Source organism: Ruegeria sp. TM1040 (genome assembly GCF_000014065.1).
In the GTDB taxonomy this organism is placed as follows: domain Bacteria; phylum Pseudomonadota; class Alphaproteobacteria; order Rhodobacterales; family Rhodobacteraceae; genus Epibacterium.
Genome location: NC_008043.1, coordinates 770,240 through 782,388 on the forward strand (window position 1 = coordinate 770,240; position 12,149 = coordinate 782,388).

Consider the following 12,149-nt stretch of genomic DNA (forward strand, 5'->3'; position numbering starts at 1 on the left):
CATCCTTCATCATTCTTGCGTGATCGCGGCGACAGTGACGTGAAGCCCGTCAAAGGTCCAGCCCGCGTTGGGGCAAGACCCGCATCCACGCGTCAGCGCACGATCACGCCCTCTTTGATCCAGGCATCAAACTGTGCCAGCACCGCATTGGTGAATTCGGCGTCATTGATGTGGCAGTCGAGCTCCTGCAGTTGCGCGTTCTCCGGAACTCCGCGACGCATCTCATCGCAAAAGGCCCGAAGCCCTTCCGCATCATGCAGATCGCCGCCGGCGCGGTCCCATTCGTTGCAGCCCGCGCGGGGCAAGAACACCGTGACTGGTGCTGAGGCCCGGGCAAGCTTGTTGCACATCTCTTGCGCGACGCGCTGTCGTTCTCGCGCATCAAGCATGGCCGACGTCAGCAAGCGGTTATGGGCGTGGCACTCCCGTCCGCGCAGTTGCTCCGGCGCACCCTGCCAGCCGACAAAATCCACAAGGTCATAGCATCCCGGCGCAATCAGTTGCGGGACACCCGCATGCCCGGCGTGTGTCATGCGCCCCTCGCCCGCCGACAAGCCGCCAAAGAGATGATTGCTCACTTCTTGAGGGGCAAAATCCATCACCGCCGCAAAAGCGCCCTCCCCCGCAAGGCTCTCAAAGGCGCGCCCGCCCATGCCGGTGGCATGAAAGACCGCCACATCAAATCCGCGCTTCTCAAGCTCTGGTTTAAGCGTCACCATGTAGCGCAGCACCGTCTTTCCAAAGGAGGTCATGCCCACCATCGGACGCTCAAAACTGGGCGCCTCCACCGCGCGCGCGGCGCCCAGAACGGCACCCGCAGCCTGACTGAGCGATGCTTTGCAGATGTCGTTCAATCCATAGAGCCCCCCGGCCCAAAGGATCATCTGCAGATCCGCCGGGATGCGCTCCGGTGGCAGCAACGGCGAGAATGCCACGGTCGAGACGACATATTTGGGCACCCCCAAAGGCAACGCAGCACAGAGGTCGAGCGCAAGATCGGTGCCCATGGTGCCCCCGAGCACGATCACGCCATGGATGCGCCCCGCGCGCCACAGATCCAGCGCAAGCCTGGCCGAGCCCGCCCCCATGATTTGCATCGCGGTATTTTCATCTCCGCTGTCGATGGCCCTCTGAATGGAACTGCCCGCCGCCTCGGCAACGTCGTGTTTTGAGACATCCGTGGGCAGTTTGGGCTCGCCCAACACACTCACATCCATGCTGAGCACCTGACCGCCCTGCCCCCGGATCACTTCCGATAAATAAGACAGCTCATCATCCTTGGTATCCCAGGTCCCGGCCACAAGGATCGTCTTTTCACCGTTCATCTCATCCTCCCCTCAGGCGCGTCGCGCGCCCGTCTTCATCTTCTTCCAAATATCCCCGCCCGAGGCCGCGCGGCCCGGGCAGAGCCAGGGCCGCGCTCCTTTCAAAGCTGAATCCAGGCCGTTTTCAGATCGACGTATTTCTCGAGCGCATGCAGGGATTTGTCGTGACCGTTACCGGATTGGCCAACCCCACCCAAAGGCACCGTATTATCAGCCCCGCCATAGGTGTTCACATGCACGACGCCTGCGCGGATACCGGCCACGCAGCGATGCGCGCGCGACAGATCCTGCGACCAGACCCCTGCCGCAAGCCCATAGTCGGTGGCATTGGCAAGCCGAAGTGCTTCGTCTTCGCTCTCAAACGCCGTGACCGAGAGCACCGGACCAAACACCTCCTTTTGAAAGAGGTCCGCGTCCTGCGTGACACCCGCCACAACGGTCGGCGCCATGTAGGTTCCACCCGTCTCGGAGAGGATGCGACCGCCCCCGCAGAGCACCTCGCCCCCTTGGGCGGCGGCACGCTCCACGTGGGCAAGGTTTGCTGCAAGCTGGGTCTCTGAATTCACGGCGCCAATCTGAGTGTTCATATCCAGGGGGTCGCCAACCCGAAGCGCCTGTGCATGGGCCACGACCCGGGCCACAAATTCCTCGTGGATGGAGGCCTCCACCAAAAGGCGCGATCCTGCGACACAGACCTGACCGGAATTGCGGAAAATCCCCATGGCCGAGACCTTGGCCACGTGATCGAGATCCTTTGCATCCGCAAAAACGATATTGGGGGACTTGCCTCCCAGCTCGAGGTAGCAGCGCTTGAGGTTGGACCGCGCCGAGGCCACCAGCAGGCGCCGCCCCGTCGCGCCAGAACCGGTAAAGACCATCACGTCCACATCCATATGCTCCGATAGGGCGGCGCCAGTCACGGCGCCCGGCCCGGTCACTACATTCAACACCCCATCCGGCAGGCCGCAGTCTGCGCAGATCTCAGCAAGACGTAGCAGCGACAGCGAGGCAGTCTCAGCCGGCTTCAGCACCACGGAATTGCCCATCGCGAGCGCGGGCGCGAGCTTCCAGGCGCCGATCATCAGCGGAAAGTTCCATGGCACGATTGCGCCCACGACACCAACGGGCGCGCGATGCACGAGTCCCAGAACGTCCGGCGCGGTGGGCGCGACCTCGCCTGCGACTTTGTCCAGCGCCTCGGCGTAGTAGCGGAAAGTCCCTGCAGCAGATCCGGCCTCGGCCTTCAACGCCATATTGAACTCGGTGCCATTGTCACGCACGCCAAGCACCGTGAGCGCCAGCGCCTCGGCCTCGATCTTGTCGGCAATCCGGTGCAGAACCTTTTTGCGCGCCGCCGGGGCCAGCCCTGACCAGCGACCGTCGTCAAAAGCGCGCCGGGCCGAGACCACCGCGCGGTCGACATCCTTCGCCGTAGCAGTCGCCAATGTGGTCAGAACAGATCCGTCAATCGGCGAAGTAGTCTCGCATGGCGCGCCCGAACCTTCTTGCCATGTTCCTTCAAGAAAGAGGCTCTGCGGCGCAACAGCAGTGCTCCGAAGCGTGTTGATGAGGTCTTGGTTTGCCATTCGGCCTCCTTCAGCTCGCGCGCCTCTTTCACGATACGAAAGAGATGCGCCGCAAGCACGATCAAGATGAGGGAAAACAGGATGAACGCCACCGGGCGATCAATGAAATCAAAGGGAGTCTTTACCCGTGCCATGGCGGCGCGCAGTTTCACTTCCATGATGCCGCCCAGAACCATGCCGAGGATGATCGGCACGGCGGGCAGCTGCAACCGCTTGAGGATAAAGCCAAAGAGCCCAAACCCGGCTGCCATGAAGCAATCGGTGACCGAGTTGCGCAGCGAATAGACCCCCACAAAGCTGAGCGTGAGAATGCCGACACCCAGGAAGCGGTTGGGAATGCGCACCACTTGAACCAGCGATTTGGTGGCCGCCAGCAGAAAGACAAGCACAAGCACATTGAGGATCAAGAGCGCCAGATAAAGCGCGACGACAAAATCCATCTGGTTTTGGAACAGCCCCGGCCCTGGCACGACATTGTGGACGTAAAAGACCGAAAGCATCATCGCTGTCAGCGCCTCGCCCGGAATGCCAAGCGCGAGAAGCGGCACCATGGCAGCAGCGGGCACGGCGTTATTGGCGGTTTCGGCAGCGATCAGCCCCTCAGAGGAGCCATTGCCAAAATCCTGCGGCCGTTTTGAGGTCTTTTGCGCGTAGGTATAGGACATGAACTGCGCCGTGAACTCACCCACGCCCGGGATCATTCCCATCACCACGCCAAAGCCCGCCGAAACAGACGCCACCCGCGGGTGGCGCGCCAGCTCGCGCAGACCTTGAAACACTCCACCGCGCAGCTTGGTGAGGCGGATTTTCTCATCCTCATCGGTCAAGAGGATAAAGGCCTGCGAGATCGCAAAAAGCCCCAGCACCACCACGATGAGATTGATGCCTGACCCCAGCGCATCCGTTCCAAAGGTGTAGCGTTGGGTGTATTTCACCGGCTCCATGCCGATCGTATTGAGAAAGATCCCAAGGCACGCGAGCGCCCCGGCTATCAGGGCTTGGCCCCGGTGTGCGACCACCACCAGAATGAGTCCGAGAAGGGCTGCGAGAAAAATTTCGCGCGCGCCAAAGAGCGGCGCCACCTTGGCCAGTACGGGCGCAAAGAGGATCAGACAGATCACCGAAAAGATGCCGCCAAAGAAGCTCGCGGAATAGGCAAGGCTAAGGGCGCGCCGAGGCTCGCCGCGGGCCGTCATCGGGTAGCCGTCATAGGTCGTCAGCGCGTTGACCGCAGTGCCGGGCGTATTGATCAGGATCGCCGGGATCGCACCGCCATACATGGAGGACCCATAGATCCCCAAGAGCACCGTGAGCCCCACGATCGGATCGAGCGAAAAGGTCGCAGGTAGCAGGATCGCGATGGCAACGGCCGGGCCTACGCCGGGGATCGCCCCGATCAGTACCCCGCCAACAGAACCTGCCAGCAGCGCCAGCGCCACGTCCCAGCGCATCAGGATTTCAAGGGCGGAGAGGATCAGGTCCATGCGCGCGGGTCTTTCTGGAACAGGGCCTTAGAGATAGAGGATGGCAAAGCTGCGCCATGCATCGGGAAGATATTCATAAAGGGCGGCGCCGGGGATGCGCACGGCGAGGACACCTTTGAAAAAGAGGACGATGAACACCGCAAACCCGGCGCTGATCGCCATCATCTGCGGGCTGCGATAGCCCATCCGCCAGGCGAGCAGCGGCACGAACACCAGCGTCACCGGCAGATAGCCAGCAAGCGGCACAAGCACGACATACCCCATGAACCAGAGCATATACTCCAGAGCGGCAGCCCAACGCTGGGCTTCGCGCAGATCACTGCGGTCAATGCGGCGAAACGGCAGCCTCCACAGGTGCAATGCGGTAAAGACCACCATGCCCCCAACGCCCACAGCGGGCCAGAACCGGGGCTGCGCGAAAAAATCGGTCTTCCTGACCCATGCGGTTTGGGTCCCGATCTGGGACAAAAGCATTACGGCCAAGGCCAGAAAGGACAGAACAAAAAGAAGCTGCCCCCGGCGCGGGCCGATGAATCTGCGTTCACGTTCGCTTTGCATGAATGGTCTCTGGCTGGGAAAGCGGTCTGGGTGAGGAAGGCATGTGGCGGGCCGAAAAATCCGCCGGGCCATCAAAGACGACACCGGCGGAAGGTCGGGGAGGTTACTCCAGGGTTTCGCCAATCCGTGCCATGGTCTCGATATCGCTGGCCACGCGGGCCGCGCTTTCATCGGCGTTCTGCCAATAGACCAAGGCACCCGTTTCTGCAGCAACAGCCTGCGCGCGTTCAGAGAAGACGGTTTCCTGCGCCACCTCGATGATCTTGTCGCGCACGTCTTGCGGCGTGTCCTTGGTTACAAAAAGCCCGTTCCAGAGCGCAATGTCGAGATCCGGGTTCAGCTCTCCGATGGCAGGCGCATCCGGCACCAGCGGGATGCGGTCGTCGGTGATCGAGACCAGAACCTTGATGTCGTCGAGGCAGGGCAGGATCAGCTGAAGCGTGGTGTTGATCACATCCGCATCGCCCGAGGCCAGTGTATTGCAATCCAGCGCATCAAAAGCTGCATCGGCGCCCCATTCAAAACCTGCGGATTTGGCAAAGGCTTTGGTCACTTGGGTCGGCGTCAGTACATCGCCAAAGTGGCCCAGCACCACCTCGTTGTCCTGTGCGTATTCAGCAAGCTCCGCCATGGAGCTATAGGGCGAATCCCCCGAGGTCGCGATCACGAAGGGATAGGTCAGGAAAATGCCAAGCGGGTCGAATTTGGCTGGTGTCAGGGGTGGAATGTCGATCTGATGACCCATGACCGGAACGCCAATCACAAAGGAGCCAACGGTGTAGCCATCAGCCGGCGCATTGGCGACCTCGATTGCGCCGGGAAAGGGTCCGCCGCCGCCGCCGGGTTTGTTCACAACGGCCGCTGCAACGCCGTATTTCTCCTGGAAGTCCTCGGCGATCATGCGGGTCAAGACGTCCTCAAGATCGCCCGGCGGCCATGGCACGATAAAGTTCACGGGTTTTTCCGGGTAGTCCGCAGCTGCGGCCCCTGCTGTCAGTGCAAGGCCGGCTGCGGCCACACATCCCTTGAGTACAGTTGTCATGGTCATTGGCTGTCTCCCTGATCGCCATTTGCGGTGCCGTTGGTGAAGTGGCGACGTTTTCCGCCGCTCGGTTGGCTCATCGGACTGGTTTATTATATGAACCATTGGTTTGAATTTAGATTGACAGCCGCGGGGGTTATCTGTCAACAAAAATGAAAGCCACCGGATCATACCGGATCGCGCGTGGTCGAGTTTCAGGCAAATCAGGACCGAGCGCATCAATGGGAACCGTATCTAAAGCTCTGACTTTGCTGACTTACTTCAATCACGGGCGCTTGGAGATCGGCCTGAGTGACCTCACTCGACTGTCGGGAATGAACAAGGCTACCGTCTATCGGTTGATGAGCGAACTGCAGGAAGCGGGATTTGTTGAACAGGTCGAAGGCGCACGGTCGTATCGGCTTGGACCACAGGTTTTGCGGCTCGCCGCCCTGCGCGAAGCCAGCGTGCCGATTCTGTCGGCCTCTCGCCGGGTGCTGCGAGAGCTTTCCGAGGACACCGGCGAGACCACCCATTTGTCGCTCCTTCAGGGCGAGCAGCTTGCGTCACTCAGCCATGCCTATTCCTCGCGCAATGCGACCAAGGTCATGATGGAGGACGCGGAGGTCCTGACCTTTCACGGCACGGCCTCGGGGCTGGCGGTGCTGGCCTATTCAGAGCCGAGCTTTGTGGACGCGGTGCTCGCCGCGCCCCTGACCGCACGCACGCCGCAAACCCAGACCGATCCCGCCGCAATCCGGGCCGAGATCGCCGAGGTTCGCCGCACGGGGCTGGCGCAATCAATCGGCGGTTTCGAAGCCGAGGTGCATTCGCATGCGGTGCCGATCTTTGGCCCGGATCGCGCCGTTTTGGGGGCTCTGGCCGTGGCTGCGCCGACCTCGCGGATGACCCCAGATCAGAAACGAACGATCCCGCCCGCCCTGCGCGCGGCGGGCCTCAGCCTCACCGAGCGAATTGGCGGCGCCTGCCCGCCGGAATTTCCCACCGACATCGCGGCCTGAACTGCCGCGCCGCGACAAGGAGACAGATCATGACCGCACATCAGCCCGACGCCAATTTCCTCAAGGAACATAACGCCCGCAGCCTCTGGCATCCCATGGCGCATCCCGGCGACAGCCTTGCCAACCCACCCACCATCGTGACCGGTGCCTCTGGCGTGCGGATCAAGGATGTGGATGGGCATGAGGTGGTCGACGCGGTTGGCGGGCTCTGGAATGTGAACCTTGGATTTTCCTGCCAGCCCGTGAAAGACGCGATCGCCGCGCAGCTCGATGTTCTGCCTTACTATTCGATCTTTCGCGGCACCACCAACGACCAGGTGATCCAACTCGCAGAAGAGCTGCGAGACTTTTTTGCGCCCGACGGCCTGAGCCGTGCGTTCTTTACCTCCGGTGGTTCGGATTCGGTAGAAACCGCCCTGCGGCTGGCGCGCCAATACCACAAGGTGCGCGGAGAGCCTGCCCGGGTGAAATACCTGAGCCTCAAGAAAGGCTATCACGGCACCCATTTCGGCGGGGCATCGGTCAATGGCAATGCCAATTTTCGCACCGCTTATGAGCCGCTATTGGCGGGCTGTCACCATATCCCCGCACCCTATACCTATCGCAATCCGTTCAACGAGACCGATCCGGAACGCCTGGCGCAGTTGTGTCTTGCGGCGCTGGAGGATGAGATCGCCTTTCAGGGCGCGGGCACCATTGCGGCCTTCATCATGGAGCCCATTCTGGGCGCAGGCGGCGTGATCCCCCCACACGAGAGTTTCATGCCCGGCGTGGCGGAGATCTGTCGCAGGCATGGGATCCTGCTGATTGCAGATGAGGTCATCACCGCCTTTGGCCGCACCGGGTCCTGGAGCGGCTCGCGCCATTGGGGCGTGCAGCCTGACATGATGTGTACCGCCAAGGCGATCACCAACGGCTATTTCCCGTTTGGGGCGCTGATGCTTTCCGAGCGGCTGGTGGAGGTGTTTGAAAAGGACGACACCGGCAAGGCCGCGATTGGGCATGGCTATACCTATTCCGGCCATCCTGTTGGCGCGGCGGCGGCGCTGGCTTGCCTCGCGGAGACCAAACGATTGAATGTGCCAGAGAATGCCGCGGCGCGGGGGGCGCAGATTTTTGAGGGTCTTCAAGATCTCGCGGCCCGCTATGACCTGATCGGCGACGTGCGGGGAGGCCATGGTTTGATGTCTGCGCTGGAACTTGTCAGTGACCGGGCCACCAAGGCGGCGGTGGACAAGAAAGTCATCAACCGCCTTCAGGAAGTCGCTTATCAGAATGGAGCCATGGTGCGCGTGAGTGGCCCGAATATCATTCTCTCGCCGCCACTTGTGCTCACTGAGGCGGACGCCGCGCAGATCCTGTCGGCCCTCGACGCAGGCTTTGCGGCAGTGAACTGACCCGGGGCTCCGAACGCGACCGCCTCCGTGTTCCATTGGGGCGTGGAGGCCACCAGACCCCATGGCGCCCCCGAAGTCATTGGCTTCGAGGTCGCGTCATGCGGGGGTGCCGCGAACGCGGCGCGGTTGTGCCAGTGGGTCAGGGTCGCTCAGGAGGTCTCTATATTACGGGTGCAGGTCCAAACCGTACGGGTTGAAACATCGTCGACTTTTTCAAAGCCTGCCTCGCGCAGGATGGTCTTGCAGCGCCGCATGCCTTTGACCTCATAGGCCTCGGGGTGGAATTCAATCACGATGGCGCGAAACGCAGAGAGATCGAGCGCCTCCAGCAGCGCCAGTTCGCCGCCTTCGATGTCCATCACCAGCACGGTGGGCTTGAATTCAGCAATGACTTCGGCCGCATCCACCGTTGGGATCTCCACAACCCGCGAGGGGCGCCCGGCCTCATTGAGGAGCGAGGAGCCAAGGAAGCTATTGCGCAGATGAAACGCCATCGTCTGTGGCCGGTCGGTGCCCGCGAACAGGACCTGATTGCGCAACTCGACCTGCGAGCCGAGATCGTTCATGTCATGCAGGGCGTGGATCACGGGCACCAATTCCGGGTTTGCTTCGAATGACAGGACCTTTTGAGGCTTGGCGTTCACCGCGATGACCGCACCGACAATCCCGAGCCCTGCGCCGACCTCAAGCACGCGGTCCTCCTCGCACACCACATGAAGCGCGCCGGCGATTTCTTGTCCCTCGTAGCGTGCGGCGTTGATCCGCTTGATCCGGGTTTCCGTCAAAAAACTGGACTGCGGCACCTTCACGCCAAGGCAGGTGGCCGCAATCTCTTGGGAGACAACCGGGAGCGCATCAGACGCCATTTTGTGTGACGCCAGTTTTGTTTCAGACATGTTCTGCTCGTTTCGCCTGAGTTGATTATCGCGCCAGTCTGGCGTGGCCCTGCAGGAAAAAGCAAGCGCAGGCCATCGTTGGCCTGCACGATGCCGATGAGCTGTGTCTTCGTTCAGACAATCCGGCCTAGCATTCCGGTCAGACAAAATGCACGTAGAAGTCCCGCAGCGCATCGCCTTCGAGGTCGCGGGTTTTGCGGACCTCTTTCTGCTTCATGTAGACATGATTGGCGACCAGATCCGGCCCCACCGCCTCCGCAAGGGAGGTATCCTTTTCCAGATCTGCGACCGCGCCCTTGAGCGTCATTGCGGTGCTTTCGCGCGTGTCCGTGCGGTCAAACCCATCGCCGGTTTCCATCGGTCCCAGCGCATAGCCGCGCTCCACGCCAAGGCGCGCCGCCTGCAAGAGCGCCGCCACCGTGGTATAGGGATTGGAGGAGGCATCCGCCATTCGGTGTTCAAGCCGCGCCTTCGCCCCGCCTTCGGAGCTGATCCGAGTGGTGACATTGCGATGATCGCCGCCCCAGTTCTGCCAAAAGCCCGACAGACTCCCCGGTTGCAGACGCATGTAGCTGTTGGCGGTGGGCGCGATCAGACCGGCCAAGCCCTTGTGATGATGCAGAAACCCGGCAAGGCAGCCGCGCGCGAGATCATTCATGTGATCCGGCCCGCCCCGAGGCCCCGACGAAAGCGCATTTCCCCCCGCCTCATCCGTGAACGAGAGGTTCACATGCATGCCTGACCCCCCTGCCTGCGCGACCGGCTTGGGCATGAACGTCAGAACGATCCCGTACTCCAGCGCGATCTCACGCGCCATCAAGCGAAACAGCACGATGTCATCCACCGCCTTTACAGCGTCGTCAAAGGTCAGCGTATATTCAAACTGAGGGCTGTCGAACTCCGCCGTAATCATGTCGAGAGAGAAGCCCATCTCATCCGCCATCGCCCAGATCCGGTCATTGAACCGTAATGGATCTGCAAACGGCCCGGTGCCGTAGACCACTCCGCCGGGCGCATCATAGGGGACAAGCCGCCCGTATTCGTCGGGCTGCAGGGCAAAAGCCTCAAGTTCGATACCAATTTTTGGAGAAAGCCCCTTTCCCTGCCAATCCGCAACGGCGCGTTTCAACGCCCCTCTGGGACAAAGCGTCAGCAGCTCGCCCTCGTCGTCATAAAGATCGCCCAAGACGATTTTGGTCGAGGCGTGCCAACTGTCGCGAATGTCATCGTGACGCCAGCGCAGCGTCATGTCTGGTAGGCCCTGTTTGACCATCGACCCCGGCGCGTCCAGCAGGTCGCGGTCATAATGGGTGCCAAACACAGAGCGGCAGAACCGGGTTTCATCGTCGCCGATCTTTGAATGCGGCAGGTATTTCCCGCGCATGATACTGAGATGGTCGCAGAATAACGCGCGCAGGCGAGTTTTCATGGGGCTTCCTTTCCTGTTGGTGGCCTGCGCATCTTTGGCGTGCGTCTTGACCGAAATTGATCCCCAACGGAGGGCAGTGGGCGACCTCGAGTGGGAGCGGAGCGCCCTCCCGTGGGGGGAGTCGGGCGCTGTCCGGGCGACCGCCCGAACGGGTCTTCTGTTGAGCCTACGCGGCTTCTACCCGCACGGGCAATTCCTTGATGCCGCCGACAAAGTTCGACCGCAGGAATTTGTGGGCACCATTGGGTTCGATGGATTTGATCCGCTTGGAGAGTTCCTGAAACAGAACCGTGACCTCAAGCCGTGCGAGCCACATGCCCAGGCAGACATGCGGGCCGAACTGGCCGAAAGACAGGTGCCGGTTGGGATTGCGCATCAGGTTCACCCGAAACGGGTCGTCAAAATAGCTGTCGTCGCGATTGGCAGAGGCAAACCAATAGAGCACCTTATCGCCTTCGCGGATGGTCTTGCCATGCATCTCGACATCCTGCGTCGCCGTGCGGCGGAAATAGAGCGCAGGCGTCGCCCAGCGGATGATCTCATCCGCCGCCGTCTCCCAAATCTCCCCGCCCGCCTGCATCTGCGCCAGAAGCTCCGGCTGATGACACATCGCCTGAATGCCAGCCGCGATGGAGTAACGCGTGGTGTCGTTGCCCGCAGCCACCAAGAGGCAGAAGAAATTGCGAAACTCGGTTTCGGTAATGACCGATCCGTCTCGGGCCGGCTGCAGAATCATGTTGAGCACGCCGGAGGTGTCACCTGCCCTCTCTTTGGCTTCCATCAACTCCTTGGCGTAGATGTATAATTCTGCACCCGCCGGAGAGTTGAAGGGCATCATGCGGAATTCATCCGTGTCCATTTTGTCCAGCACATGCGAGGTGAAATCGGGGTCAGTATTCGCAATGAGCGCATCCCCCTTCTCCACCAGCCACGGCAGATCCGCGTCCGGCAAGCCGACGACGCGCCCGAGCATCCGCATGGGCAACTGCCTGGCGATCTCCTTGGTGGCGTCAAAGCTGCCTTTTGCCAAGGCCTCGTCGAGGATCTCCGCACAAAGGTCGCGAATGTCCGCCTCGTATTGCGCCATGGTGGTCTTGGAGAACGCCTTCAGGAGCTTCATGCGCACCTGAGAATGTTCGGGCGGGTCGGTTTCCTGAAAAGTGCGCCGCGCGAGGTATTCCTCGTAGGTCTGATCCTCCATGCGGATGCCGCGCGCCGAGGAAAAGATCTCTGTGTTCTTGTTCATCTTGGTGATGTCGTCATAGCGCGTGACCGACCAGAAATTCTCGCCATCGCTGTATTCGGTCCAATGCAGCGGATCATCACGCCGGAGCCGGGCAAAGGTGTTGTGCGGCGCGCCATTGGCAAAGGCGTCATGGCTCGACAGATCCGCATATCCGTCATCGGTCGGGGTCCAGATCGTCATGGCGG

10 protein-coding genes are annotated in these 12,149 nt (G+C 61.2%); 2 read left to right on the top strand and 8 right to left on the bottom strand.

Annotated features, from left to right (window positions below):
• Nucleotides 1-92: 92 nt before the first annotated feature.
• The 5 genes from TM1040_RS04035 to TM1040_RS04050 form a co-directional block, all read right to left on the bottom strand.
• Nucleotides 93-1,325: a Tm-1-like ATP-binding domain-containing protein gene (locus TM1040_RS04035; protein ID WP_011537317.1), complete on the bottom strand. Its 1,233-nt coding sequence runs from the start codon at nucleotides 1,323-1,325 to the stop codon at nucleotides 93-95.
• Between the two features lie 101 nt (nucleotides 1,326-1,426).
• The gene (locus tag TM1040_RS19955) at nucleotides 1,427-2,893 is read right to left on the bottom strand and encodes an aldehyde dehydrogenase (protein WP_166485521.1); all 1,467 of its coding nucleotides are present in this window, start codon (nucleotides 2,891-2,893) and stop codon (nucleotides 1,427-1,429) included.
• Nucleotides 2,776-4,395: a tripartite tricarboxylate transporter permease gene (locus tag TM1040_RS04040; RefSeq protein ID WP_011537319.1), complete on the bottom strand. Its 1,620-nt coding sequence runs from the start codon at nucleotides 4,393-4,395 to the stop codon at nucleotides 2,776-2,778. The genes TM1040_RS19955 and TM1040_RS04040 overlap by 118 nt, the downstream gene beginning before the upstream one ends.
• A gap of 27 nt (nucleotides 4,396-4,422) precedes the next feature.
• Nucleotides 4,423-4,953 carry a tripartite tricarboxylate transporter TctB family protein gene (locus tag TM1040_RS04045; RefSeq protein ID WP_044026503.1) on the bottom strand — a complete coding sequence of 177 codons (531 nt, stop codon included), beginning with the start codon at nucleotides 4,951-4,953 and terminating at the stop codon, nucleotides 4,423-4,425.
• A 103-nt stretch (nucleotides 4,954-5,056) separates the two neighbouring features.
• Nucleotides 5,057-6,001, bottom strand: a complete 945-nt coding sequence (locus TM1040_RS04050) for a tripartite tricarboxylate transporter substrate binding protein (protein WP_011537321.1) — start codon at nucleotides 5,999-6,001, stop codon at nucleotides 5,057-5,059.
• 215 nt (nucleotides 6,002-6,216) lie between these two features.
• Between TM1040_RS04050 and TM1040_RS04055 the strand changes: the two genes are divergently transcribed.
• The gene (locus tag TM1040_RS04055) at nucleotides 6,217-6,996 is read left to right on the top strand and encodes an IclR family transcriptional regulator (RefSeq protein ID WP_011537322.1); all 780 of its coding nucleotides are present in this window, start codon (nucleotides 6,217-6,219) and stop codon (nucleotides 6,994-6,996) included.
• Nucleotides 6,997-7,025: 29 nt separating this feature from the next.
• On the top strand, nucleotides 7,026-8,393 hold the full coding sequence (locus TM1040_RS04060) for an aspartate aminotransferase family protein (RefSeq protein WP_011537323.1): 1,368 nt from the start codon (nucleotides 7,026-7,028) through the stop codon (nucleotides 8,391-8,393).
• Nucleotides 8,394-8,542: 149 nt separating this feature from the next.
• Here the strand turns inward: TM1040_RS04060 and TM1040_RS04065 are convergent, their stop codons facing one another.
• From TM1040_RS04065 to TM1040_RS04075, 3 genes are all read right to left on the bottom strand, one after another.
• Nucleotides 8,543-9,289: an FkbM family methyltransferase gene (locus TM1040_RS04065; RefSeq protein WP_044026505.1), complete on the bottom strand. Its 747-nt coding sequence runs from the start codon at nucleotides 9,287-9,289 to the stop codon at nucleotides 8,543-8,545.
• 139 nt (nucleotides 9,290-9,428) lie between these two features.
• Nucleotides 9,429-10,718 (bottom strand): glutamine synthetase family protein, encoded by a 1,290-nt coding sequence (locus TM1040_RS04070; protein ID WP_011537325.1) that lies wholly within the window; start codon nucleotides 10,716-10,718, stop codon nucleotides 9,429-9,431.
• 166 nt (nucleotides 10,719-10,884) lie between these two features.
• The gene (locus tag TM1040_RS04075; RefSeq protein WP_011537326.1) at nucleotides 10,885-12,144 is read right to left on the bottom strand and encodes a cytochrome P450; all 1,260 of its coding nucleotides are present in this window, start codon (nucleotides 12,142-12,144) and stop codon (nucleotides 10,885-10,887) included.
• Nucleotides 12,145-12,149 lie beyond the last annotated feature (5 nt).

What these genes read in the sequence shown, in the direction of transcription:
- TM1040_RS04065 (WP_044026505.1), bottom strand. Translation starts at nt 9,289, where the DNA reads ATGTCTGAAACAAAACTGGCGTCACACAAAATGGCGTCTGATGCGCTC.
- TM1040_RS04070 (WP_011537325.1), bottom strand. Translation starts at nt 10,718, where the DNA reads ATGAAAACTCGCCTGCGCGCGTTATTCTGCGACCATCTCAGTATCATG.
- TM1040_RS04050 (WP_011537321.1), bottom strand. Translation starts at nt 6,001, where the DNA reads ATGACCATGACAACTGTACTCAAGGGATGTGTGGCCGCAGCCGGCCTT.
- TM1040_RS04040 (WP_011537319.1), bottom strand. Translation starts at nt 4,395, where the DNA reads ATGGACCTGATCCTCTCCGCCCTTGAAATCCTGATGCGCTGGGACGTG.
- TM1040_RS04055 (WP_011537322.1), top strand. Translation starts at nt 6,217, where the DNA reads ATGGGAACCGTATCTAAAGCTCTGACTTTGCTGACTTACTTCAATCAC.
- TM1040_RS04060 (WP_011537323.1), top strand. Translation starts at nt 7,026, where the DNA reads ATGACCGCACATCAGCCCGACGCCAATTTCCTCAAGGAACATAACGCC.
- TM1040_RS04045 (WP_044026503.1), bottom strand. Translation starts at nt 4,953, where the DNA reads ATGCAAAGCGAACGTGAACGCAGATTCATCGGCCCGCGCCGGGGGCAG.
- TM1040_RS04075 (WP_011537326.1), bottom strand. Translation starts at nt 12,144, where the DNA reads ATGACGATCTGGACCCCGACCGATGACGGATATGCGGATCTGTCGAGC.
- TM1040_RS04035 (WP_011537317.1), bottom strand. Translation starts at nt 1,325, where the DNA reads ATGAACGGTGAAAAGACGATCCTTGTGGCCGGGACCTGGGATACCAAG.